Annotated in this window: 20 protein-coding genes; 5 read left to right on the top strand and 15 right to left on the bottom strand. The window is 60.9% G+C overall.

The features are described 5' to 3' along the window. Window positions 1–133 precede the first annotated feature (133 nt). The 7 genes from RCCGE510_RS31195 to RCCGE510_RS31165 all read right to left on the bottom strand — a co-directional run bounded on the left by RCCGE510_RS31195 (window position 134) and on the right by RCCGE510_RS31165 (window position 8345). Window positions 134–661 carry a sigma-70 family RNA polymerase sigma factor gene (locus RCCGE510_RS31195; protein ID WP_007637111.1) on the bottom strand — a complete coding sequence of 176 codons (528 nt, stop codon included), beginning with the start codon at window positions 659–661 and terminating at the stop codon, window positions 134–136. A 216-nt stretch (window positions 662–877) separates the two neighbouring features. Continuing rightward, window positions 878–1105: a hypothetical protein gene (locus tag RCCGE510_RS35005; protein WP_052029525.1), complete on the bottom strand. Its 228-nt coding sequence runs from the start codon at window positions 1103–1105 to the stop codon at window positions 878–880. A 541-nt stretch (window positions 1106–1646) separates the two neighbouring features. After that, complete coding sequence (locus RCCGE510_RS31185; RefSeq protein WP_007637109.1) at window positions 1647–2294, bottom strand: MarC family protein; 648 nt, start codon at window positions 2292–2294, stop codon at window positions 1647–1649. 108 nt (window positions 2295–2402) lie between these two features. Continuing rightward, entirely contained in the window at window positions 2403–2813 is a 411-nt protein-coding gene (locus RCCGE510_RS31180; RefSeq protein WP_007637108.1) for a hypothetical protein, read from the bottom strand. 54 nt (window positions 2814–2867) lie between these two features. Further along, window positions 2868–5024 carry a mechanosensitive ion channel family protein gene (locus RCCGE510_RS31175; protein WP_037080570.1) on the bottom strand — a complete coding sequence of 719 codons (2157 nt, stop codon included), beginning with the start codon at window positions 5022–5024 and terminating at the stop codon, window positions 2868–2870. A gap of 47 nt (window positions 5025–5071) precedes the next feature. Then, window positions 5072–6382, bottom strand: coding sequence for an alpha/beta hydrolase (locus RCCGE510_RS31170; RefSeq protein WP_037080567.1), 1311 nt, complete (start codon window positions 6380–6382; stop codon window positions 5072–5074). A 142-nt stretch (window positions 6383–6524) separates the two neighbouring features. Then, entirely contained in the window at window positions 6525–8345 is a 1821-nt protein-coding gene (locus tag RCCGE510_RS31165; RefSeq protein ID WP_007637105.1) for a hypothetical protein, read from the bottom strand. 144 nt (window positions 8346–8489) lie between these two features. Here RCCGE510_RS31165 and RCCGE510_RS31160 point away from each other — a divergent pair, with 144 nt between their 5' ends. From RCCGE510_RS31160 to RCCGE510_RS31150, 3 genes are all read left to right on the top strand, one after another. After that, window positions 8490–8756 (top strand): hypothetical protein, encoded by a 267-nt coding sequence (locus RCCGE510_RS31160; protein ID WP_007637104.1) that lies wholly within the window; start codon window positions 8490–8492, stop codon window positions 8754–8756. A 151-nt stretch (window positions 8757–8907) separates the two neighbouring features. Next, window positions 8908–10014, top strand: coding sequence for an HlyD family secretion protein (locus RCCGE510_RS31155; RefSeq protein WP_007637103.1), 1107 nt, complete (start codon window positions 8908–8910; stop codon window positions 10012–10014). After that, window positions 10004–11026: a DUF2955 domain-containing protein gene (locus tag RCCGE510_RS31150; RefSeq protein ID WP_007637102.1), complete on the top strand. Its 1023-nt coding sequence runs from the start codon at window positions 10004–10006 to the stop codon at window positions 11024–11026. The genes RCCGE510_RS31155 and RCCGE510_RS31150 overlap by 11 nt, the downstream gene beginning before the upstream one ends. 264 nt (window positions 11027–11290) lie before the next feature. Here RCCGE510_RS31150 and RCCGE510_RS31145 read toward each other — a convergent pair whose 3' ends face one another. Continuing rightward, window positions 11291–12307, bottom strand: a complete 1017-nt coding sequence (locus RCCGE510_RS31145; RefSeq protein WP_007637101.1) for an HWE histidine kinase domain-containing protein — start codon at window positions 12305–12307, stop codon at window positions 11291–11293. Window positions 12308–12922: 615 nt separating this feature from the next. Between RCCGE510_RS31145 and RCCGE510_RS31135 the strand changes: the two genes are divergently transcribed. Next, window positions 12923–13909: a quinone oxidoreductase gene (locus tag RCCGE510_RS31135; protein WP_007637100.1), complete on the top strand. Its 987-nt coding sequence runs from the start codon at window positions 12923–12925 to the stop codon at window positions 13907–13909. A 269-nt stretch (window positions 13910–14178) separates the two neighbouring features. Continuing rightward, complete coding sequence (gene fba / locus RCCGE510_RS31130) at window positions 14179–15243, top strand: class II fructose-bisphosphate aldolase (RefSeq protein ID WP_007637099.1); 1065 nt, start codon at window positions 14179–14181, stop codon at window positions 15241–15243. Window positions 15244–15268: 25 nt separating this feature from the next. On the opposite strand, the gene RCCGE510_RS31125 is transcribed toward fba, so the two are convergent. The 7 genes from RCCGE510_RS31125 to RCCGE510_RS31095 form a co-directional block, all read right to left on the bottom strand. Further along, entirely contained in the window at window positions 15269–17017 is a 1749-nt protein-coding gene (locus RCCGE510_RS31125; protein ID WP_037080560.1) for a glycerol-3-phosphate dehydrogenase/oxidase, read from the bottom strand. Window positions 17018–17054: 37 nt separating this feature from the next. Beyond that, entirely contained in the window at window positions 17055–18584 is a 1530-nt protein-coding gene (locus RCCGE510_RS31120) for an FGGY-family carbohydrate kinase (protein ID WP_007637097.1), read from the bottom strand. A 37-nt stretch (window positions 18585–18621) separates the two neighbouring features. Continuing rightward, the gene (locus tag RCCGE510_RS31115; RefSeq protein WP_007637095.1) at window positions 18622–19464 is read right to left on the bottom strand and encodes a DeoR/GlpR family DNA-binding transcription regulator; all 843 of its coding nucleotides are present in this window, start codon (window positions 19462–19464) and stop codon (window positions 18622–18624) included. A 149-nt stretch (window positions 19465–19613) separates the two neighbouring features. Beyond that, window positions 19614–20561: a D-ribose ABC transporter substrate-binding protein gene (locus tag RCCGE510_RS31110; RefSeq protein WP_003550839.1), complete on the bottom strand. Its 948-nt coding sequence runs from the start codon at window positions 20559–20561 to the stop codon at window positions 19614–19616. A gap of 112 nt (window positions 20562–20673) precedes the next feature. Next, window positions 20674–21726 carry an ABC transporter permease gene (locus RCCGE510_RS31105; RefSeq protein WP_007637093.1) on the bottom strand — a complete coding sequence of 351 codons (1053 nt, stop codon included), beginning with the start codon at window positions 21724–21726 and terminating at the stop codon, window positions 20674–20676. A gap of 135 nt (window positions 21727–21861) precedes the next feature. After that, on the bottom strand, window positions 21862–23406 hold the full coding sequence (locus tag RCCGE510_RS31100; protein ID WP_007637091.1) for a sugar ABC transporter ATP-binding protein: 1545 nt from the start codon (window positions 23404–23406) through the stop codon (window positions 21862–21864). Then, window positions 23403–24059, bottom strand: coding sequence for a DUF2291 domain-containing protein (locus RCCGE510_RS31095; protein ID WP_007637088.1), 657 nt, complete (start codon window positions 24057–24059; stop codon window positions 23403–23405). Before RCCGE510_RS31095 ends, RCCGE510_RS31100 begins: the two co-directional genes overlap by 4 nt. Window positions 24060–24162: the final 103 nt, after the last annotated feature.

The following is a 24162-nucleotide window of genomic DNA, read 5'->3' as shown; positions in this document are numbered from 1 at the left end:
GGACGCTTCGCTCACGCCGAACTCCGCCGGAGACAAACTGTTCCATGCGGAGGCGTGAAAGCCCGGCTGTTAGCGTTCATTTGCGGGAGTGAAGCGCGGACAAATAGTTGGCTGGCCGCCTGCGCAATGAGGGTCAGTCGACGAGGGCGTTTCCGAGCATTGACAACAGAGACCCGCGCGCCCGGCTGACGCGGCTTTTCAAGGTGCCGATCCTACATCCGCACAGCTTTGCGGCGTCTTCGTAGCTCGTCCCGGCTGCCACCAGTATCAGCGCGCGGCGCCTGTCGTCCGGAAGTCGGGTGAGTGCTTGTTGCAGCTCGCGCTCCCGCAGCGCCCATTCCTGGCTTGGCGCAATCGCAACTTGCTCCATGGCCGCGTCCATCGCGGTCGGCTCGCGTTTCTGTCGGCGGTAGTTGGTGCAGAACGTATTTCTGAGGATGGTGAACAGCCAGGATTTGAGAGAGGTGTCCGGCTTGTAGAGGTGTCGCGAGTTTAATGCCTTCAGCAGGGTTTCCTGCACGAGATCATCGATGTCGTCCTCGCTGCGCAGAAACCTTCGGGCAAAGGCGCGCAAAGCCGGCGTCAACTGGACGATCTCCGACTCGATGGCGGACGTTGTTTTGCAGTCCGACGCAGAGCTTATTGGCAATGAGGACTTCATTTTTTCCTCCTGTTATAAGAAGGAAAGCCGCACACGCGCTCTTCGTTGCTGTACGATACCGGACAATCGGATCGTTTGGATCGGTGGAGAATTTTCGCGATTTCGACGCTTTCAGCTCCGGACGAGGGCGGGAGACAAGGACGAGCACCTTCGTTGCCGATGATCGGAGATGCGAAGAACCTCGGGGCGGCTCCGCTCGAGCTTCACCATTCCGCTTTAAGCTTCCACCTCGCCATAGAGCTGGCCGCACATCGTCAGCGATCCGCGCATCGCCGCCACGCGCTCTTCCGCATCTTTGGAGGAATAGGCCCATATTTCGGTCGCCCAGCTCTTGCCGTCCATATCGTACTGCAGAGCGAACCTGTAGAGCTTCCGCTCATCACCGTCGGTGGTGACAAAAGCGGCATCCGGAGCGTCGCGACTGTTTCTTACTCTGCTAAACATCAGGACATTCACAACTAAGCTCCTCGGCTGGATCTCAACGTGCGGCTCGCAGACCCGGGCGCCGCTTCCAGGGCTTAACCATGGCATCTGGATTTCGTTCCCTTTATTCGCTGAGCCGAGCGCCCAAAGGCCATACGAGTTCATGAGCGACTGTGAATCTGTCGAGGTGCCACGCCGGATCTTCTTGCCTCCGCACACATGGCCAGGCAACATGACGACCAAGATGATCGACAGCCACGATTTCCACTCAGCCCGCCGTCTGCAGCTCGGACTCTTCGAGGGCGAGTAACCGCTTCCGGCCGCCCCTTGATGCCAGATCGTCGGCTGACGCGTTTCAACCGACTATTGTCTCGCTAAGGGACCGTTTGGGCGGGGGACGGGGTATCGTCGGCTGGTTGTTGTCGTGTCCTCGCGGCTGGCTCGTCCGCTTCGCAAGGCGTCAACTTCCGACCGGATCGGGATTGAAACAAAACCGATCCACTTTTCCGCTGCCGACCTCATACTGATGGATCGGCGGGCCAAAAACCCTGCATTATCGCCTCTAATGCGCACCGGTCGGGGTAATAATTCCGAGGTTGCCAAGACCAACGACGATCAGCTGGACTGCCACTGCGGTCAGCAGAATGCCGAAGACGACCTCCGAAACGATCATGCTGACTGGCTTCATGCGCTTGGCGAGCTTGTCGATGTTGGTGAACACCAGATAGTCGAACGCGCCGACGATCAGGATTAGAGCGATGACGAGTACCGCGCTTGCGATCGAGACGACTTCGCCGGACGCGATGATGATGACGGTGATGCCGACAGGATTGAGCAGGTATGGGACGGCGAGCGGAAATATGGCCAGCTTGTCCGGGTCGACCGGAGCCGCAAAGTCGTCGTGCGGCTTCTCTGTCGGTCCTGATGCCATCTTGATGGCGATAAGGGCGAGGATGATGCCGCCGGCAACGGCGACTGAGCCGCCGGTAATGTGGAGCAGCCGCATCAGCAGAGCTCCGGTGGCGAACAGGATGAGGGCGGTGACGACAGCGATCAGAACCATCTGGCGGCCGATGCGCACCTTGGTTTCGGTATCGAAGGCGTGGGTCTTTTCCAGAAACGGCACCAAGGCGATCTTCGGCCCCATGCCGATCAGCAGCAGCAGCAGAAGTTTTCCGACGAGTGCGGTGTCGATGACTGTGAAATCCATGGAACATACCCTCTAAAATTTGTGGTGCGAAAATCGTGGCCCTCCCCACGGTGGGGAGGGTGGTGACGAAGAAAACCAGACGGACTCGTCAGTCTTTCTGCGAGCCGCTTAGCGCGGGCATACGTCCCAGAAGCCCGTCGTTTTGGCGGGCGAGGTGTAGTACCAGCACTGACCGGACTGAGGTGGCGTACCTGCCAGGGAAACGGCGGCAGCTCCGGCAACAAAGCCGATGGCGGCACCTGCGGCGATGGCGGTACCCGGACGCCAGTAGCGGCGGGGGGTGACGACCACGACACCGCGCCGGACGGGTGGCCGAACGGCAGGACGGTAGGCAGGACGGGCGCGTCCGACCGCGGCGCATCCGCGCGGCCCGCAGGCCGCAGCCCCGCAGCCTCTCGGGCCGCATGCCGCCACGCCACGACGGGCTTCGGCGGTCGCCGGAACGAGGACGGGCGCGCAAACCGTCATCAGCACGGCAAGCGTCGCAAGCATGTGCGATAGGATGTTCATGAACTTCATTTTACTTCCTCCTTGCTGTCGTGTTTCGCTTCATGGCCCGAAGAGTATCGCTCTTTAAGCCGGGTTCGCGGCGGTCGCCGCGCTGTGCGCTGCTAGCGTCTGCTGGGCGGCGGCTGCAACGGCATCGTCCTTTCCGCCCGAGACCTGGACTGTGGGTACGGCGAGCTTGATACCGTTTTCGTTGAAAGCCTGATGGATCATTCGCAGGGCCCGCCGCTTCAGCGTGAACTGCTGGCCCGGTAGGGTCATGACCTTCATGCGCAGGAGCAGTCCGGAGTCGCCCAGGCTATCGATCCCCTGCATCTTCAGCGGCTCGATCGTCGTCGGTTTGAATTCCGGATCCTCGAACAGCTCCAGACCGATCTTCTTGATGATCTTGCGGGCCTTCTCGACGTCGGAATCGTAGGTGATGGTGATCGTCATCTTCTCGATCGCCCAGTCGCGGCTCATGTTTTGTACGGCGCCGAGTTCGCTGAACGGGACAATGTAGACCGCGCCGCGTTGGTGCCTGAGCTTGACCGACCTCAGGCTGAAGGACTCGACGGTGCCCTTGTAGCTGCCGCTCTGGATATATTCGCCCACCCTGAAGGCATCATCCAGCAAATAAAACATCCCGCTAATGACGTCCTTGACCACTGTCTGCGCACCGAAACCGATAGCGACACCGACCACGCCGGCCCCTGCGATCAACGGACCGATCTCCACGCCGAGCGAGGACAGTGCCATCATGATCGCGATGACGGCGAAGAGGATCATCAGGAAATTGCGAAGGATCGGCAGCAGGGTTCTGATACGCGTGCGCCGCCGCTCCCGTTCGCTGCCGATTTCAAGGACGGCCTCGGTATCGCCGAGCTTGCGATCGATCAGCACTTTCACGATATTCCAGGCGAGATCGACGACCAGCAGAATGATCCCGGCGCTGAGAAGGCCGCGCACAAGGCGCAGAAGCGGCGAGTCCTGCATCGTCATCTCAGTCAGCCTGACATCGAGGGCGTCCGCAAGCAGAACGATGGCGCCGACGATCAGCGCCGCTCTTATGCCGCGCTCGACGATCACCGAGACGACAGTGCTTCTTTGGTGGCCGTCCTCGTCGGTCGCGGAAGAGCGCAGGATATTGTTGACCGACGCTTTTGTGAGGGCGATGGCGCCGGGCAGGGCGGCACAGACCACCGCAATCCAGAACAGCTTCATGGCGCCGACCACCCACAGCAGCCAGACGGCAACGAAATAGACCGTCCAGAGCCAGTTTCGCGCCCGCAGGCCGATCCGGCTGGCTTGGCCGGCAGGCAATCGGGACGGACGCCTCCAGACAGCTTCGATGCCGATGACCAGCAGCACGAGGCCAAGCGAATAGGCTACGAGTTGCCGGGCCGGGACGGAAAAGCCGAGGTTGCCGAGCAGCCGGATGGTCACCCAGCCAAAGGCATACCAGCCGACGAGATAGCCCAGGCGTTTCGTCCAGTGGCCGGCGGCATCCTTGGTGATCGGTACGACGCGGAACCGACCCTCTTCCTCCGCCCGTGGCGCCAGAAGCACGTCGAAAAGCGCGCTCGCCAGGCGGAAGAGGACGATCGCGAAAAGATAGCCGACAACGACCTCCCGGATAACTGGCGGCCATTGGAACAGCAGGAAGAAGCCGATGCTGCCGAGGCCGAAGGAAAAGACGTAACATGCCGCCCATAGAAGCCGCGCGGTCAGTGCGGTCACTCTTTCCAGAACCGTGGCAAAAGGCGCGCGCGCCATCCATGAGCGCCAGCCGGCGCTGATCCACCAGAACAGCCATTGTGCGGCCAGCCCGGCGGCGACGAAGGCGGCGATCAGGAAGATCGGCCGCGTCCCACCGTTTGCCTGAATATCCCGTTCGAGCACGGTTCCGCCGCGCATCGTCTCCAGGGGAAAGGTCTGGATGGCGCCGAAAAGGCCGGAGGCGTGGGCACGGAATCGCATCGCGAATTCCGAGAACGAAGGGTCGGCGTTCGGCGTTTCCAAGGACGGTTCCGCCTGTACCTTGGCTGCTTGCGACTGCTGCTGCAGGAAGCGCTGGACATCAGGATCCGAAAACATACCGATAAAGCGCTGGACACTTTCAGGCTGCGGGCTCGCAGGCGTCACGCTCTGCGCCACAGCGATGGAGGCACAAAGGAGAATGAACGCCAGAGCGGCGGCCATGAGCAGCGGTCTAATCATGCGGATCTTGGAAACTAGGGGCATTATCTATCCTGATCTGTGAACCTGTAAGTTTGCCGGCTCCTGAATCGCTATTGCCTGCACGACTCCTTCGATCGGCCTGCGGCAGTGCAGTCGGGCGCTCGCGGCTTCGTGCCGACAGGACCGGTGAGCCCGCTGACCTGGCCGGCATAATTATCTCTGGTGTCGGCATCGACGACGGCGACCGGGGCGGCAAGGATCAGGCCGGCTGCACTACCTGCCGCCGCGGCCGTGCTTGTTGTCGCGGCAAGGATTTTGTCGCCGAGCCCGACCTTGCTGTCGGTCAACGTCTGGCCGTTGGAAATTCGCGCACCGATCAGTTGGACGACCTCGGGCGATTCCGCGAATTTTCCGTGATTCAGGCTGTCGCCGGCCTTGACCTTGGTGAGGTCGATCACGGTGATCTGGCTGTCGGCCAGTTCCTTCTTGAAGGGGGCCTGTTCGGGATCGATGGCGCCCAGTCTGGCGACGTCGCCCCATACCCTGCGGGAGACTGCGAGCGCACGGTCGTCTCGCGACACGAACAAGGTGAACTTCGGATGCTGCTTGCCCATGTCGACGATCTGCTGGCGGAAGACGTCGACATCCACATCGGGCGAGGCCAGCATCACATTCTCGAACTTGGCGGGAAGTCGACCATTTCGGATTGCCATCTGGCGAAGCGCTTCCAGCGCCAGCCAGTTCCCCATGGAATGCGCAAGGATCGAGACTTCCTTCACCTCGGGATCTCTGGCGAGATACTGGAAGAGCGTCTCCAAGGCGTTGCGCGTGTAGTTCGTGCTCTCCCGGTCATATCCGTATGCCAGCAGACTGCCGCGCGACGGCCATGTCACCAGCACGGGGGTGCTGTGGACGCCGGAATCCTTGACGATCTGAGCGAAGCGATAGACGGAGTCTTCGAAACGGTTGTTGAAGCCATGGATGAACACCAGCACGCTGCGGTCTTGGCTCTTCCTGACCGAGGCGCTCAGCCATTTCTTGGCGTCGTCGCGGGTGATCTCATCGGCTTTCAAGGTTGCGAAGTCGGTTGCCGGGTTGGATGGAAGCCGCCTCGGCCAGGCGACTTCGCCGATCTTGCGGACGTTGGCTGGGGGAATAGACACAGTGATGTCGGCAAAGGCCGGGGCGAGTGCGCGCTCGCCCGTAAACATCTCGCCCTGTATCGCGGAGCGACTGCGCGTCGTGGTCACCAGCATGTCGACCTTGGTGGAATTCGGCGCGCTATCGGCAACCGGGATGAGCACGTTCTTCGGGTGGCCGCCACATCCGGCCAACACACCGAGCAGCAGGAGAGCCGAGATCCATTTTAGACCTGGGGAAAGGTTTGGTTGAATTTGGCCATCGCGGGATTTCGTGCTCACAGCTGTTCCTCATCGCCCCGTCAAGGTCGCGCAGGCCTCGACGCCACGCGCCGCGGCGCTCGAAGTCGGCACTGAGGCAGACTATGCGAAGATGAGATGGCTTGCCCGTATGATCGGGTATGTTACGGTCGAGGAGACAGTATCAGCGGGGTTGCAGGTCCGAGGTGGTAGCCGTCGACGCGATCGTAGCGGGGCCGGGCACCGTCATCCCTGCCTTGCGAAGTCCCTCGATCAGGCGGTCACGATCTTCAGGCCGCATGTTGCGCATCGCGAGTTCGGTGACGACGTTCGGCAGGAAGTCCGGTCGTATGCTGACGAACACCTGTCCTTCCCGGTGGGCGTCGTCCATCATCCCGGCCTCGGCATAGATGATGGCGGCGACAACATGGAAGAGAGGGAACTTTTGCATGTTCGCCTGCCTGATCTCCAGCACAGCGGTCTCATTGTCGTAGAGCATGTAGGCAGCCAGGGCTCGCGTTCCGTGGTAGAAGCCGCCGCTGCCCGGATTGAGGGCGATGGCCTGATCAAGGAGGGCTGCTCCGCGCTGCCACTGGCCAGCGATCGCAAGCCGCGTTCCGAACTCGCCCATCAGCTCAGTGTCGTTGGGGTTGGTGGCGAGCGCCTGCTCTCCCACACGAAGTGATTCAGCGAGCTGCCTGTCGAAGAACAGCGCGGTCATCAGCGCTTGAAGGCCGCGCGTATTGTTCGGATCGATCTGTGTTGCCCTCCTGGCGGCATCCAGTGCACGCTGTATGGCTGCATCCTGGCCTGTTGTCGGATTGAACTTGTATCTGTCTTCATCGAGGTAGACGATCGACAGCATCGCCCATGCGGTGGCGTAGCTCGGAAACCGCGCGAGCGCGGCTTCGAGGCAATCCCGGACGCGCGCATGCGCTTCGACGCTCAGTTCCGAACGATAGGCATAGAATCGTAAAGTGCACTGATAGGCGCCCAGGTCGTCCGGCGGCGGACTGGCGGAGTCGACCTGCGCCATGACTCCGTAGGGCTGGGCAATGGCGGTCGCGACCTTTCTGGCGACGTCCGTTTGGATCGCAAACAGATCTCCCGATGCGAGGTCATTGTCATAGTTCTCCGACCAGAGGATTTCGCCGTCCGACGTGTCGAGCAACCTGGCCGTCACGCGAAGACGATTGCCCGACGTGCGTACCCCGCCGGCAAGGAGATAACGTGCGCCGAATTCGGTCCGGATCTCCGATGTGCCCACATCCGCAGAGAGGGACTTGGACGTTTCACGGCCGAAGACCTTGATCTCCTTGAACCGGGGCAGAATGGTCATCAGTTCCTCGGTCAGGCCGGCAGTGTAGAGCTGCGCCTCCGGCCCTTCTCCGAGATTTGCAAAAGGGGCCACCACAAGGGCCGGACGATCAGGCGACAGGCTCGCACCGCGTTCGAGCGAGGGAGCCGGAGACCGGGTCCCAATCCAGTATAGCGAAAGAGCGGCCGCAGCGAGGGCGGCGGCACCCGGTAACAAGACCCGCCTTGCGGCCCACCAGCGCCCCGAGCGGACCTCAGAGGGCGATGTGTCTTCGGCTTCTTCGTCTCCGGTGTCGATTGACGCCGGACAGGACCAGGTGAAGGTTGGAATATATCCGCCTTTGGGAATGTCGATCCTGACCGGATCATGCTGCCCGGCGACGAGATAATAGCGCTCAAGCGATCGCCGCAGCCGTCCCGCCTCGATCCTGACCACAGGATCGTCCTGGGTGAAGCCGGCATCCCGGCCGAACACCTCGATCGCGATCGAATAGGCTTTGATCCGGTTGCCTCGACCCTCGAGGGTTTCCGAGACGACATAGCGCAGAAACGCAGCGGCGCGACCGACGCCCGGAAATTCCGGGCTGGCGATGACACGCTCGAGTTGGTCGCTGATGTCGTCGGCTTGGGGCGCAGGCTCTGAAAAAATGGGCGCTGCAGACCCCTCTGCTGGTATCCACGTCTGCATGTCTGCCCCAATCCCCCGTTGAGTCACATCACTGCCAGACCGTATGTTACGGTAACATACTCCACGAACCCTCCGTCGTCCACGAAGATTGGACCCGGCACACGTTGCAGAGGCAGCGTTCCAAATGCCGTTAAGGAGTGAACCATGGACGAAGGCGTGACCGCAGTCCGTCGGCAATTTCCAGCCAGGATCAAGGCGATCGACGATCTCTCTGCCAGCAGTGAGGATTTTCGGGAAATCTGCAGGGACTTTGCCGACGCGCAATCGGCGCTGGAGAAATGGAACACCTCAACCGAACCAAAGCGCGACGAGCGCGTGGCCGAATACCGGGAGCTGATCACAGAGCTTTCCAAGGAGATCGAGGGCGCGCTCGACAAGATCTCGGCATCGCCGCCGCCACGTACTCGCTGATACGAGCAACCAGGCCGGTGGTAAGGCATCGCCGGGCGTATGTTACGGTTACCTACTTGCGTTCCATCGGCCCGTAGCGACCATCGCGACAAACGTCCAGCGCTGAAATTCCGCGCTTCCACGAAACGAAACGCATCCGAAGGATATTGCTGTGGTTCCAGAAAACTTGGACGAGCCTGCCATTTCCCCAACGCCTCGGAATCCACTCCGCACGGTAGCCCTCGCCGTCGTCCTGCTGGCGCTCGTCCTGTTCGTCCTCTCCGTCTTCATGGAGCGGCGGACGCCATCGACCTCCCAGGCTCAGGTCCAGGCCTATATCGTCGGCATCGCGCCTGAAGTCACCGGGCGGGTCGTGGAAGTCGGGGTTGCCGACAACTCTCGCGTCGAGGCCGATCAGGTTCTTTTTCGGATCGATCCCGAGCGCTATGAACTCGCCGTCAGCGAGGCCGAAGCAGCGCTTGCAAGTGTCGGCCAATCGATTGGGGCATCGACTGCATCAGTCGATGCGGCGCAGGCCAAGCTCGTCCAGATACAGGCCGACAGAGACAATTTGCGCGACCAGTATGCCCGAGCGACCGAGCTCGTGAAGCGTGGGGTCTTCTCCAAGGCACGGTTCGATGCGGCCAAATCCGCCTATGATCAGGCGGAGGCCTCTGTTTCGGGGGCACAGGCCGACCTTGCCAAGGCGAAAGAGCAGCTCGGCCCGTCCGGAAACGACAATCCTCAGCTGCGTGCTGCCCTTGCGGGACTGGAGAAGGCACAGCTCGATCTGGTACGAACGACTGTCCACGCGCCCTCCGCCGGTGTCGTCACCAACCTTCAGCTCACCATCGGCAAGGTGGTCTCGGCCGGCCAGCCAGCCATGACCTTCATCGACGCCGGCACGATCTGGATCAATGCGGCCTTCAAGGAGAACAGCTTGGAGAAGGTCGCCGTCGGTAACAAAGCGGACATCCTTTTCGACGCCCTTCCGGGCCGACTGTTTCCAGCGACCGTCGAGAGCGTTGGTTTTGGTGTATCGCAAGGCAGCACGGATCCGAATACCGGATTGCCGACGATCCGGAACGACAGTGGCTGGGTCCAGGAGGCGCAGCGGTTTCCGGTCCGGCTCGTCATCGAGGAGACGGAGCGGCCCAAGGGCGGCGTGCGCTACGGTTCGCAGGCGACGGTGGTCATCTATACGGGCGATAACCCGGTGACCAATGCGTGGGGATCGCTCTGGATCCGCATCATGTCGGTACTGACCTATGTCAACTGAGAGGAGCCATGCGGTCGAGGAGCAGAAACGCAAGGGGCTGCGGGTTGCTTTAGCGGTCTCCATCGGCTTCACGCTTGCAGTCTATGCCGGAGCGATCGTGCCGTTCCTCGGTCCGCTCTTTGCCGCCCAGTTTCTGCTTGCCAGTTCGCACCCCATGCCACTTAGCAAGACCATCGGCGCGGCGATGGTCATCCTGATCGCCGGGACGGCGATGATGGTTCTGACCAATGTCCTCGGTGACCGTCCGGCGCCCTTTCTTCTGATCCTGGGTCTGACCTATTTTGTGTGCTTCTTCGTACAGTCGACAGGAAAGGGGGGGGCGGCGGTTTTTCTCGTGCTTGTCGTTTCGATTATCGTGCCTCTGCTCGGCATTCTGAACAAGGAGCTCGCTAATTCGATCCTGTCGATCCTGGTCGCCGGGGTGTTATCAGGCACGATTTTGATGTGGCTCGCCCACGCGGTCTTTCCCGAGCCGTTCTCCCGGAATGTCGAGACGGCGCCGGCCAACGGGCGGCCGCCGGCCTTGTTTCGCGCAATGGCAAACACGGTCATCCTGCTGGGTGCCGTTGTGATCTGCCTGACGAGCGACAACCTGACCGCTGCGGCGGTCGTTCCGATAACCGTGGCGTCGCTGCTGGGGCAACTCGACGTTGCTGCGAGCGCCCGGGCGGCGGTCGGGCTCGTGCTCGTCAACCTCTTCGGCGGCGTGCTCGCCTCCGTCGCTTATGCCGCGCTGTCGCTGCGCCCGAGCCTTCTGTCGACCTTCCTCATCACTCTCGTCGTCGTCCTCCTCATCGGAGGACGTGCAGCTGCCCGCTCGAAGGGTGCTCCGGTTTTCGCCGGCGCCCTGACGACATTCCTGATCCTCTTCGGCCTCGGGGTCTCGCCTCTGCCGGGGAGTGCTGCAGAATCTTTCGCCACCCGCATCGCCTATGTCGCCGGAGCCCTGGTCTACGCGCTGCTGTTTGCCGCGATCCTCTGGCCCCCGACGCGGGAGACGGAAAGGATATAGGCATGAGCTGTCCATTCTAAGTCGGTGCATGACCGACACCGGGGACATTGGGAGACGTCCAAACAAGGCGTTGGCGGAGCTGATTCGGGATTGGTGAAAAGCTGGAAGGGACAAGCGCGGACTATGCAGCTCTTGTGGCGACCGCTGAAAGCAACGGCTGGGACCGGGACGAGAATGACGCTCTCATATTGGCGCCAACGCCTTTGGGCAGCGGTATAGCTGGATACAGGGTAGCTCTCCGGTCCGGACCGCCGCACCGCACATCTATAACTGAGAGTCGGAATAATTTTGAGCCTGCAGCTTCTGGAGCGACGCGTCGAGCCTGAGTGTGAGGCCTGTTTCGGCGTAGTCGATAGAGACATCTCCGAATGCGGAGAGGCTGGAATTGATGAGCCTGGAGCCAAAGCCCTTCCTTTTCGGAGCCTCCACAACCGGGCCGCCGCGCTCATGCCAAGAGAGGTCGAAGCGATCATCGCCGGCGTTTTGACGTACCGACCACTCGATTTCGATAGAGCCGGTATCCACCGATAGAGCCCCGTACTTCGTCGCGTTCGTGACAAGTTCGTGCAGCACGAGGGAGAACGAAAGGGCCGCCTGGGGGGCGAGGTTGACTGCGGGGCCGGTTGCCTTGATACGGTTCGACCCAAGTCCGAGATTGAGCGCGGTCGCCTCGACGATCGCATTCATGGTCGCGGACAGCCAGTTCTTCTGCAGCAAAATGTCATGCGCATTTGCATAAGCATTGATCCGCGCCGAGATCGACTGCTCCGCCTCCTCCATGCTGACGGCACTTCGGAATGTTTGGTTGGTGATAGCCTGGACGACGGCCAGCGTATTCTTGATGCGATGAGAGAGTTCGTGCATCAGAATGCGCTGACGCTCCTCATTGTCTCGCTGCTCGGTTCGATCTCTGAGAATCTTCAGGAAGCCTTCGAGCTCGCCGTCATCCGATCTCAACGCCATCATCTGGCCGGACGCCCAGAATAACGAGCCGTCCTTCCGAATGTGCCAGCGCTCATCATCTCCGTGGCCCTCTGTCAACGCGGCGGCCATTTCCCGTTGAGGAACCCCTGCCTCACGGTCTTCCGGCGTGAAAATTACCGCCATGGGCTGGCCGACAATTTCATTCTCCTCCCACCCGAGGATCCGGCGCGCACCCTCATTCCAGGTGGTCACGAGGCAATCGAGATCCACGGCGATGATTGCATATTCAATGGCACTCTGGAGTATGGCTTCGAGAAAACGCTCACGAGCGCGACTGGAACGGGATAAGGGGTTCATGATGTTGTTCCGCGCCTGATGCTTCAGGTCACAAGCGGATGACCTTACCTCAATCCTATACCCGACGCTGCCGCATTTCCATCGCGAAGTCGGTCCGAGTGATGAGCAGATCCGTTAGAGTATTTGCTCCGACGAGCCCGCGGCATTCTTGAAGCGACCATAGTGATGGGGCGGAACCCTCCACCGACGATAAGCTGCCTCGGCGTAAACATCCGGCGGATTTGCCTGTTCAACTCCCGCAAATATCCTCGACGTCGGTAGGACTTCGTCTAACCCCCGGGAGGATTTCGGCCACCAAATGGAGTGCGCGGACTAATACCGAGCAGAATTGGCCGGCTTGTCTCGAATTGATACCTCCTGATTGCCCGACCAAGAGGCGAACGATCACGGACGTGACGCGGTCAAGAGCCGACGGGCGGTGCGTAGGTTCACCGACCGGCAGATCCTAAGGGAGGTGCTCAAGAAGCGCGCCCGGAAACGCGTGGGTCGCAGGCAACCCTGGGGCGGAGAAAACGACAGGACTATCGACCTAGCGGAAACGTTCAATATGCGGAATGCCAGTCTTGGTGACGGCCACGCAAAACAGTGCCGTTATTTCGTTGAAAGGAAATCATAATGTCGCTCAAAGCACGAGCAGCACGCATTCACGAGTACGGTCCGCCTGAGGTCCTGAAGTTCGAAGACATCCTGGTCCCAGATCCTGGTGACGCAGAGGTCCTCGTCCGCAGCACAGTCATTGGCCTCAATTTTGTGGATGTCTATTTCAGACGCGGCACGATGGAGGTTCCGTCCTTTCCCGCAACTATCGGCAACGAGGCAGCGGGTGTCGTCGAGGCCGTCGGAAGAGACGTTGCCTCTGTGAAAGTCGGCGACCGCGTCGTCTTCGGTCACAGCACAGGCGCTTACGCCAGCGCTGGCCTCCACCCCGCCGACCGATTGGTGATCATACCGGACGGCGTCTCCGACGAGCAGGCTGCGGGCAGTTTTCTGAAGGGTTTGACGGCAAGATATCTGGTCAAGGACGTTGTGCCGTTAAGGCCCGGCGACACGATCCTCTATCACGCCGCCGCGGGTGGCGTGGGCCAGATCTTCGTGCAGTGGGCAAAGTCACTGGGGTATCGTGTCATTGGAACAGTATCCAGCCAAAGCAAGGCAGACGTTGCACGCCGGGCGGGATGCGATCACGTCATCAACTACAGCACGGAAGATTTCGTGGCGCGCACCTTCGAACTGACTGATGGAGTTGGCGTAGACGCGGTGTTTGATTCCGTCGGAGAAGACACCTTCCGTGGTTCGCTCGCCGTCCTCAAAGTTCGTGGCACCTTGGTCCAGTTCGGTAAAGTGTCCGGCGAAATCACCCCTATTGATCCCTATGAACTTGGCCCGCGAGGGCTGCATCTCACATGGCCAATGCTGCAGCATTACGTTTCAACGCCTGCCCAGACCGCTGCGGCGGCCGCCGATCTGTTTGCGGCAATAAAATCGGGCGTCCTGAGGGTCGATCCTACCCGCATCTATTCATTCGACGACCTCGTCGAGGCTCATCGGGATCTTGAAGGTCGATCGACAACGGGTTCAGCGGTCCTTCGTGTGACGCAATAGCGAAAAGAACCGAAGCGGTGTCACCCTTTCCACGACAAGACGCAGCTCGACGCCCGGTAGATCGAGCGTGACCGAGCCCTCAGCAACCACATCCTTCCCACGGACAGCCTTGCTTCGGGGCATGCACATTATTGTTATTGTTGCTTGTTGCGGTTCTCCTCCTATGCCATTTTGCTGTTAAAATAAGAGGCTTGAACGGCTCACGCACGGGCTCTAGTCTCGAAGAGATGGCGGCGTTTCGTGCGACCATCGATATGGGGGAATCTTGGATGGCACGCATTACGCTGAGGCAACTGCTCGACCATGCTGCGGAGGAAGGCTACGGCGTTCCCGCTTTCAACATCAACAACATGGAGCAGGCGCTCGCCATCATGGAGGCCGCGGACGCCTGTCAGGCGCCGGTTATCATGCAGGCGTCGCGCGGAGCCCGCGCCTATGCCAATGACATCATGCTGAAGCACATGATGGATGCCGTCGTCGAAATCTATCCGCATATTCCGGTCTGCGTGCATCTCGATCACGGCAACGATCCCTCCAACTGCATGACGGCGATCCAGGCGGGTTTCACTTCGGTGATGATGGATGGTTCGCTGAAGGCGGACGCCAAGACGCCCGCCGACTGGGCCTATAATGTCGGCGTCACCAAGATGGTGACCGATATGGCGCATTTCGGCGGCATCTCGGTGGAAGGCGAACTCGGCGTTCTCGGTTCCCTGGAGACCGGCATGGGCGAGGCCGAGGACGGCCACGGCGCCGAGGGCAAGCTTTCGCATGACCAACTGCTGACCGATCCGGACGAAGCCGTGAAGTTCGTGCGCGAAACCAAGGTCGATGCGCTTGCCATCGCGATGGGCACATCGCATGGCGCCTACAAGTTCACCCGCAAGCCGGACGGTTCGGTGCTGGCGATGAACGTCATCGAAGAAATTCACCGTAAGCTCCCGAACACGCATCTCGTCATGCATGGCTCGTCCTCGGTCCCGATTGAGCTGCAGGAGATCATCAACAAGTATGGCGGCCAGATGAAACCGACATGGGGAGTGCCGGTCGAGGAAATCCAGCGCGGCATCAAGAACGGCGTGCGTAAGGTCAATATCGACACCGATGGCAGAATGGCGATGACCGGTCAGATCCGCCGCGTGCTGCAGGAGGACCCAAGCGAGTTCGATCCGCGCAAATATCTGAAGCCGGCAATGACGGCGCTGACCAAGCTCTGCAAGGAGCGGTTCGAACAGTTCGGCACTGCTGGCATGGCTGGCCGCATCACGCCCCTTGCCGTTTCGGAAATGGCGAAGCGTTATAAATCCGGTTCCCTCGATCCCGCGTTCTCTTGAAACCGGGTTAGCCTGTGAAACTGGGTTAGCCTGCGGCCGGGCGTGCGGCCTTTTCCGGCTCGGCCGCAACCTTGCCTGTCAGTGCTTGGCCGTGGAAACGGCTCAGCTGGCTGACAACCTCCTGGATTTCGCTTGCCGTTCGTTCGTCGTCCCAGTCGAGCGCTGCCCCGGCAACGTTGGCGATTTCCCGCAGGCCTTCCGGCGTCAACCGGCCCTCGATCGCAAGCGTCGTGCGGCGCATCACGATGTCCGACAGGTGGATAACGAGTTCATTCCGGGCGATCCAGTCGATCTCCCGGAGACTGTAACGTGCAGCACCCGTCAGCCGCTGTTGGTCGGAATAGCTTGAAGGGGAAGAAAGCAGGGCCACAGCCGTCGTGCCGTAGCGGCCGAGTAGTTCGTCGGCACGCGCGGCAGCAACGCCGCTGCGCGCCGCGGCATCGCTGATCCAGGCGTTACGCTGCTCAGCATCAGCCGGAAAGGCCTTGCCGCCGCCGACCGCCAGATAGCGTGTCGACTGGCTGCGGCGGCGTTGCAGCCGGGAGAGAACGGTGTCGGCGACCTCTTCGGCAAAACCGCGGAACGTCGTCCACTTGCCTCCGACCAGCGAAATGACCGGAAAAGGTCTGCCGTCCTCGGGTTCCTTCACCGGCGCGGAGTGGTCGCGGCTGATCAGCCCCGGTGCGGTCGCATCCGATGCCGGCAGCGGGCGGATGCCGCTATAGCTGTAAACGATCTGATTGCGATCGAAGCGGAGCGTCGGCAACAGCGAGCGGACGCTTTCGAGGAAATACTCGGTTTCCGGCTCTTCGCAGCGGACATTGTCCGGATCATCCGCCGGAATGTCGGTCGACCCGACCAGTGCCAGCCCGAGATAGTCGTAGACCAGGCAGATGCGGCCGTCGTCGGCCTCGAAATAGATCATATGGCCGTTGAGGCTTCGCACCAATTCGGGATGGTCAAGCAGGATATGGGAACCCTTCGTGCCGCCGATCAGCCGCGATGGAGCGCCGAGCAAAGTGTTGACGTGATCGATCCAAGGACCTGCCGCATTGACGACCAGCTTGGGAGCAACGGTGACATCGCGACCATCGGGCTGCCGGAAGGTCAAACGCCCTTCTGAAACGGCAGCCAGTGTCGCGAAATTTGCCGCGAGGCTCCTCGCATTCGCGTCGAGACCATCGCTCACGAGTTCATAGACGAGCCGCTCCGGCCTGCTGATCTTGGCATCGTAATAGATGCCGCCGGCGACGATGGCGGGGGTAATATGCGGCATTTCCCTGCGCGCCTGTTTCTTCAGGATCAGCCGGTGGCGCGGCATGACCTGGTCGCGCGAACCGAAGAAGTCGTAGAGCCGAAGCCCGATCTTGATGAGAACCGCACCACGGCTGCGTGGCGCCGTCTTCGACCCAAGGAGCGTCCTTGTCGCTGCCCAGATGCCGCGGGTCCAGGAAAAGACCGGAATGAAGGTCGGCAGCGGTTCGACGCAATGCGGCGCGTTCTTGAGCAGGAGGTTGCGCTCAAGCGTCGACTGCGCCACCAGCCCGAACTCACCCGTTTCCAGATATTTCAGGCCGCCGTGAATGAGCCGCGATGGTGCGGCGCTCGTGCCGGAGCCAAAGTCGGCCTTGTCGACGATCAGGCAATTGACACCCTGTAGCGAGAGGTCGCGGAACAGGCCGGCACCGTTGATGCCCGCCCCGATGATCAAAACGTCGATATCGTTCTCGCCGAGGTTCGAGAAGCGTTGCTGCAAATCGGGGGTCATGCTCATCGTCCTAAATTGCCCGCCGCAGCAGGCATCTGTCTTTTCAGTTTGCCGATTGCTCCGGTGCAAGCGCGGCAATCTTCGACCAAAGGGGGACCATTGCGTCGGCAATGTCGCGGAACACCTGGTAACGCTTTTCATAATCCGCGCTGCGCGCCGCATCCGGCCGGCAAGTTTTCGCGATGGAAGCCGTGTCGCGCGGATCGCTCTGCGGATCGGCAAAGATACCGGCGCCGGAACCGGCACAAAGCGCAGCACCCCAGGCGGCCGCCTCATCCGTCTCGGTTACCGTGACCGGCATGCCAAGCACATCGGCAAACATTTGCACGACGGCAGGATTGCGCGAGACGCCACCGGCGAGCCGCGCCCGATCGAAGGCAAAGCCGTTGCGAAGCGCGTCGACATGAATGCGATGATTGAAAGCGATGCCCTCAAGCACGGCGCGCAGCATGTCGCCGCGGTCGTGCCATCCACCGAGCCCGAAGAAGCCGGCGCTGGCCGCCGCGCCATACGGCGAGCCGAACAGATAGGGATGGAAGAGCGCGGTCGAGGGGCGTTCGAAAGCGGCCTCGATCTCGGGCGCCAGCAAGCCGTGGATCGAGTTGCCTTGCATCTCGCCATTTTTCCGTTCGGCAGCGCAGAGCGTGTCCAGAAACCAGTCGTAATTGGCCGTCGATGCCGGAGAGATCGACATGCTGTTCCAGACGCCGGGTGCAATCCCGTTGCGGCAGAACCAGCGCCGGTCGACACGCGGTTCCGACGAAAGCGTCTCGTTGATCGAATAGGTCCCGGCAATGACGGCGACAACGCCATTGGCATAGCCCCCCGCCCCGAGCGCCGAGGCCGTGACGTCATGCAGACCGGCAACGACAGGTGTTCCCTCGACAAGGCCAGTCAGTTGCGCGGCCCCAGGGGTAACGCGTCCAACAATCTGGTCGGAGCGTGAGGCTGGTGGCAGGGCGTGGACGAGATCCTGCAGTCCAAACAGCCGCATGGCATCTTCACTGTAGGTCTGCGTTTTGACATTGGTGAAGGAGGTGCTGGCTTCGGTGCGGTCCGTACCGATGATCCCGGTCAAGCAGAACCGCAGCCAGTCCTTGCAGCTGAAGAAATGGCCGATGCGCTTGTAGCGCTCAGGCTCCATTTCGCGGATCCAGGCAAGCAATGCCGATGGCGCGGAGACGTGCGGGATCTGTCCCGTCAGTTCGATCGCCAGCTCGGCGACGTCGCTTTTCGTCCACCGGTCGACGACCGACCCTGCTCGGCTGTCCAGCGAGAGAATGGCCCGGCCGAGCGGCTTCCGGGCGTGATCGAGCAGGTAGATGCCGTCTCCATGCGCGGTAGTGGCAATGCCCTCAATGTCGCTTGCCGGCCGCCCGCTGAGTGAAATCGCTTCGCGGATGGCGTCGGCCGTCGCGTTCCACAATTCATCCATGTCGCGCTCGATATGGCGGGCCTTCGGAATGAACTGCGTGACGCGGCGCCGGGCGACAGCAAGCGGCGTGCCATCGATATTGAAGATGACCGCCTTGGTGACTGTCAAACCACTATCGATCCCGAGCAGTGTCGGCATTCACGTTCACCTCATGAGGGACAACCGGCCCGCGCCGTCAGGAGCGCCCTCCGGCGCCCTTGGCGATGACCACGTTGATATCTCTGGACCGCATGCGGTCGATGTGCACCGGCTGGGTCTTGTCATCGACGATAACGACGTCGAACTCATCCAGTGCTGCGAAACTATGAAGTGCACGCCGTTCAAACTTGGTATGATCGGCAAGCAGGATGCGTTTTACGGAACAGTCGAACATGGCGCGCTTGGTATCGACTGTTTCAGGAGACTGGTGCAGCACCGTGCCATCGCTGATCGCCGACATCGAGATGAACGCGACATCGGCCCTGAGAGCCTTGATCTCGTTGATGGTCATGCGACCCATGAAGGCATTGCACCAATTGTAATATTGGCCGCCGAGGGCGAGTAGCGTCACGTCATGCAGGCCCGTCAGCGCATTCATCAGCGTCAGGGAATTGGTAATTGCCGTGACCGGCACCTTCGAAGACAGATGCGCCGCCATCTGAAGTACCGTCGTCGAGTCATCGAAAAAGATCGCCTGTCCCGGTTCGACGAATTGCATTGCCGCCTCGGCGATCAACTTCTTTTCCACCGACTGACGGTTCGCGCGGTAGACGTCGCTGGATTCGATGAGATTGGTCGCTGCCGCAGTGACGATGCCGCGCGTTTTCCTGAAGAGGCCGCGGCTGACGAGTTCATCGACATCACGGTGAGCCGTCATCAGGCTGATCCCAAAGCGGTCGGTCAGGTCTTCAATCCGCATCGAGCCTTCACCCATTACGGCCTCTGCAATCATGCGGCGGCGCGCGATCTGGCGCGTCTGCCGGCTGTCGCTGGTGAGCTGGTCCAACAGATCGTCGTCCCGGCTGGTCTTCTGTGTCACGGGTTACCCCTGTCGCTGAATTATGGATCCCAGCTTCGTACAGTGATTGCCGCGCCAAGGCAAAAAGGCGAAACGCAACCCGCGGTTGGACCGCCGACCATCGCTTCCAGCATGAAAATGAGGGCGCTCTTGCGAGCGCCCTTTACCGTTTACTGCGCCAGAACGAACGGGCCGGTGTACTTGTCGATGTTGTCCTTGGTGATCAACAGGCAATCGAAGAGCTGCTTCTCGCTCTTCGCACCCGTGTTACCCGTCTTGATCAGATTGTCTGCCTGCTTGACGGCTTCTTCAGAGAAGACGGCAACCGGTTGGAGGACGGTGTATTGGAGTTCGCCCGCCTTGATGGCAGCAACGGCGTCCGGTGAACCGTCGAAGCCGCCGACCTTAACATTGGCGAGCTTGCCGGCTTCCTTCAGCGCGGCGATCGCACCGAGTGCCATTTCGTCATTGCCCGAGATGACGCCGACGATATCCGGGTTGGCCTGCAGCATGGACTGCATCTTGTTGTGGCCCTGGGTGCGGTCCCAGTTGGCAACTTCCTTGGCGACCTTCTTCAGATCCGGATACTGCGAAAGAACAGTCTCGTAGCCATTCGACCGCGTTGCAGCGTTGTTGTCGGACGGCGCGCCGAAGAGTTCGGCATAGTTGCCCTTGTCGCCGATCGCTTCGACCCATTGCTGCGCGCCGAGGGCGGCACCCTGTGCGTTGTTGGAAACAAGCTGCGCCTTCGCCAGGCCTTCCTGGTTGATTTCGGCGTTGACGAGGATGACCGGGATACCGGCAGCAACGGCTTTCTTGACCGCACCGACGGAACCGTCGGCGTTTGCCGGGTCGAGGATGATCGCCACCGACTTGTTGGTGATCGCGGTATCGATCAGGTTGCTTTCGGTATTGGTGTCGCCCTTGTGGGCGTTGACCGAGGCTGTGTAGCCCAGCTTTTCGGCAGTTGCCTTGGCGACATTGCCTTCCGTCAGCCAATAGGGATTCGACGGATCGTTGACGATGATCGTCATCATGCCCGCTGCCCAAGCCGAGCTTGCCAGAAGCGGTGCTACGGCCGCGGCGGCCAGAAGTATGCGCATGCCTTTCTTAAACATAGTCTCTCTCCCATTCGTGAGCTCAGTTATTGCCGGTGATCCGGCGTTGCTTTCCCCAATCGGCTTTCCTGGACTCCAGCCTGCCGTCGTGGATAAGTTTCGGTCTCAGCCGTCAGGACGATTTGACCCGGCGGCCGTATTGGATGCTGTTCATGAGGACGGCGAGAACGATCACTGCGCCGGTAAAGACTGTCTGCCAGTAGGCCGAGACGCCGATGATCACGAGGCCGTCCGAAAGGAAACCGATGACGAAGGCGCCGAGCATGGTGCCGCGAACCGTACCGCGGCCGCCGGTCAGCGCCGCGCCGCCGATGACCACGGCTGCGATCGCCGTCAGCTCGTAGGTTGTGCCTGCCGTCGGGCCGGCGGAGGTCAGCTGCGAGGAGAGGACCAGGCCGGCGATTGCGGCACAGACGCCGGAAAGCACATAGACGATGATCTTCACGCGCTTGACCGGAACGCCGGAGAGATCGGCAGCACGCTCGTTCCCACCTGAGGCGTAGAGCCAGCGGCCGAAGGCAGTGCGGCTCAGCACGATGCCGCAAATGATGGCGAGAACCGCAAGCACGATGACCCCGATCGGAATGCCTGCGAGGCGGTTGAAGCCGAGCCAGTCGAATCCGGTATTGCCGAGTTCCGGACGGCCACCGAGATTGTTGTAGGTCAGGCCGTTGGTCATCAAAAGAGCGATGCCGCGGGCGACGTAGAGCACGCCGAGTGAGGCGACGAAGGCCGGCACCTTGAGATAGGCGATCAGCACGCCGTTGACCGCACCGACCAGCGCACCGAGCGCACATGTGATGACGACGACGGCCCAGACCGGCGGATAGAGGATGACGCCGAAATAGGTGAGGGTGACGCCGTGCATCAGGAAACCGGCGATGCAGCCTGCAAGCCCCAGTGTCGAGCCGACCGACAGATCGATACCGCCATTCAGGATAACGAGCAGCATGCCGATCGCCAGAATGCCGAAGATCGCGACGTGCGACGCCATGATCAGGAAATTGTTCAGCGTGAAGTAATAGGGTGACAGGAACGAGAAGACCGCGATGATGACGATCAACGCGAAGAAGGCACGGCCTTCCAAGATGAGACGCACGATATTGGTGTTGCGCTTCTGCCCGCTGGAAACTGATTTCTTTTCGGTGATGTTCGTGACTGACATAATCAGTGCTCCATAATCCAGGCTAGAGCATGATGCCGAAAAGTGTGCGCGGTTTTCGGACGACATCATGCTCTACTTCTTTGATTTAGATCAGGATTCAGATTTTAGGCCGATCGGGCCTAAAATCATCCTGATCTAGTGCGCGACCACGGCTTCGCCGGAGGCGGCCATGATCTTTTCCTTGGTGACATCCGAGCCGAACTCGGCCGATATCCTGCCGCGGTGCATGACGATGATGCGGTGCGCGATGCTCAGGCATTCATTGACCTCGGACGTTGAATAGACGACCGCCAATCCCTGCTTGGCGCGCTCCGCGAGCAATTTGAAAACTTCCGCCTTGGCGCCGATGTCGATGCCGCGGCTTGGCTCATCAAGCAGGATGACCTTCGGCTGGGTTGCCAGCATCTTGCCGATAACGACCTTCTGCTGGTTGCCGCCGGAGAGCGAGCCGATCGAAGCCGCACCGCCATCGGTTTTCACATGCACCCGCCGGATCGCGTCATTGACGAGATCGCGCTCCCGATGGCCGGAGGTGAAAAGCCCTTTGGTGAAGGCGCGGATACTCGCAAGCGACAGATTGGAGCCGACCGTCATCGTCTGGACGAGACCGTCGCGCTGGCGATCTTCGGGCACGAGCACGAGACCGGTGGCAATGCGCCCGGCGATGCTAAGCCCACTGACGTCCTGTCCTTCGAGCAGAACCTGTCCGCCGCTTGCGCGCAGACGTCCTGCAATGCACTCGAGCAGTTCCGTACGCCCGGCGCCCATCAGCCCGTAGATGCAGACGATTTCGCCGGCACGCACCTTGAGAGACAGACGATCGACTGCATTATAAGCAGCGCCGGAGGGACCGGGGACACTGAGGTTTTCGATGGAAAGCGAGACGTTTCCGAACTGGTGACCTTGCGGTGGGCTACCGAGGTCGAAATTCTCGCCGACCATGTTGCGGACGATCCATTCGAGATCGATATCCTTGCGCTCGGCATAGGCCGTTATGTTTCCGTCGCGCAGAACGACGGCGTGATTGGTGATCTGCAGCGCCTCTTCCAGATGATGCGAGATGTAGACGATCGACACGCCGCGGCTCGTCAGGTCGTGGATGACCTTGAAGAGCACTTCCACCTCCGTCGCGCTCAGCGCCGAGGTCGGCTCGTCCATGATCAGGATGCGCGAATTGACGGAGAGGGCTCGTGCAATTTCGACAATCTGCTGCTGGCCGAGGCGAAGATCCTCGACGCGCGTCAGCGGATCTATGTCTTCCTCGAGCTCTTCCATCAGCGCCCGGGTCTGACGCTCCTCTTCGGCGAAGTCGACGAGACCGCCCTTGACGATCTCCCGGCCCATGAAAATATTGTCGCGGACACTGAGATTGGGGGCCAGGCTGAGCTCCTGATGGATGATGGAGATCCCGCACTCGCGCGCATGGGTCGACGAGCTGAAGCTGATCGGCGAGCCGTCGAGAATGATCTCGCCGGAGCTTGCCTGCGCGACACCCGAGAGGATCTTCATCAAGGTCGACTTGCCCGCGCCGTTCTCCCCGAACAGCGTTGTGACCTGGCCGCGGTGAATGTCGAAGTTCACCCCCTTCAAGGCGTGAACGCTGCCGTAGGATTTTGCGATGTTGCGGGCAGCGAGGACGACCTCGCCTTTCGCCCCGTTGCTGCGTTGCGGCTGGTTCATTTGAGCTCGACCTTCACCGGCGTGACGAGCCAGTTCTTCGGGTTGATGAGCTTGAAGACGCCGACGACGGTCGCCTGCTTTCCGTCCAGGGTGTCAGCATCCAGGCCGGCGAAAACCGCCTTCTTCATCTCGTTATTGATGGCCGAGCCGGCATCCTGATACTGGATCTGGTTGGTAAACTGGCCGAATTCGATGGTGCCGGTTGCGTCGCGGAGGTCCGTGCCGTTGACCGCAGGGCCGGTCTGGACACGGACCACCGTCTCGGGAGGCAACCCATCGATCTTCATTTCGTTGGTGTTCGACTTGCGGGCGCCGAAAACGCCGGTCAGCGTGACGGGGATGACCGGCCCGGTGCTCGTCGCGGTACCGTATTTCTCGGCCGCCGCCTTCTTGTCGGCGGCAATGGCGGCTGCGAGATCGGCGGCTGCAATCGCCCTCTCCTCGACATTCGCCTTGATCTTCGGAAACTGCTCGGCGCCGAAGGTTTCCGGAGAGAATGCCTGCTGGCGGACGTCGTTTTCGGAGCCGATCTTGACGACCGTCGTGTCGAACGCGATCGCTGCAACGACGATGACTGCCAACGCCGCGCTGACAAGGAGCCCGCGATTGCCGCTACTCGGTTTTGATGCTGCATGATCGGGCGAGGTACTCATGTCCGGACGGCCTTTGGCTTGGAATGGCAAGATGGAGAGGGCTAGCGCGATGATGATCGCACGCGGGCTGAAGCATTGCGCCGCACCGGAACAGAAACCGGCG

This window comes from Rhizobium sp. CCGE 510 (assembly GCF_000292525.1).
Lineage (GTDB): Bacteria > Pseudomonadota > Alphaproteobacteria > Rhizobiales > Rhizobiaceae > Rhizobium.
This window is presented reverse-complemented; position numbering and strand designations above follow the sequence as displayed.

Coding starts and splice junctions, on each gene's coding strand:
- RCCGE510_RS31120 (WP_007637097.1), bottom strand. CDS start 18,584: ATGCCGACACTGCTCGGGATCGATAGTGGTTTGACAGTCACCAAGGCG.
- RCCGE510_RS31150 (WP_007637102.1), top strand. CDS start 10,004: ATGTCAACTGAGAGGAGCCATGCGGTCGAGGAGCAGAAACGCAAGGGG.
- RCCGE510_RS31100 (WP_007637091.1), bottom strand. CDS start 23,406: ATGAACCAGCCGCAACGCAGCAACGGGGCGAAAGGCGAGGTCGTCCTC.
- RCCGE510_RS31165 (WP_007637105.1), bottom strand. CDS start 8,345: ATGCAGACGTGGATACCAGCAGAGGGGTCTGCAGCGCCCATTTTTTCA.
- RCCGE510_RS31145 (WP_007637101.1), bottom strand. CDS start 12,307: ATGAACCCCTTATCCCGTTCCAGTCGCGCTCGTGAGCGTTTTCTCGAA.
- RCCGE510_RS31160 (WP_007637104.1), top strand. CDS start 8,490: ATGGACGAAGGCGTGACCGCAGTCCGTCGGCAATTTCCAGCCAGGATC.
- RCCGE510_RS35005 (WP_052029525.1), bottom strand. CDS start 1,105: ATGTTTAGCAGAGTAAGAAACAGTCGCGACGCTCCGGATGCCGCTTTT.
- RCCGE510_RS31135 (WP_007637100.1), top strand. CDS start 12,923: ATGTCGCTCAAAGCACGAGCAGCACGCATTCACGAGTACGGTCCGCCT.
- RCCGE510_RS31095 (WP_007637088.1), bottom strand. CDS start 24,059: ATGAGTACCTCGCCCGATCATGCAGCATCAAAACCGAGTAGCGGCAAT.
- fba (WP_007637099.1), top strand. CDS start 14,179: ATGGCACGCATTACGCTGAGGCAACTGCTCGACCATGCTGCGGAGGAA.
- RCCGE510_RS31185 (WP_007637109.1), bottom strand. CDS start 2,294: ATGGATTTCACAGTCATCGACACCGCACTCGTCGGAAAACTTCTGCTG.
- RCCGE510_RS31180 (WP_007637108.1), bottom strand. CDS start 2,813: ATGAAGTTCATGAACATCCTATCGCACATGCTTGCGACGCTTGCCGTG.
- RCCGE510_RS31110 (WP_003550839.1), bottom strand. CDS start 20,561: ATGTTTAAGAAAGGCATGCGCATACTTCTGGCCGCCGCGGCCGTAGCA.
- RCCGE510_RS31195 (WP_007637111.1), bottom strand. CDS start 661: ATGAAGTCCTCATTGCCAATAAGCTCTGCGTCGGACTGCAAAACAACG.
- RCCGE510_RS31125 (WP_037080560.1), bottom strand. CDS start 17,017: ATGAGCATGACCCCCGATTTGCAGCAACGCTTCTCGAACCTCGGCGAG.
- RCCGE510_RS31105 (WP_007637093.1), bottom strand. CDS start 21,726: ATGTCAGTCACGAACATCACCGAAAAGAAATCAGTTTCCAGCGGGCAG.
- RCCGE510_RS31175 (WP_037080570.1), bottom strand. CDS start 5,024: ATGCCCCTAGTTTCCAAGATCCGCATGATTAGACCGCTGCTCATGGCC.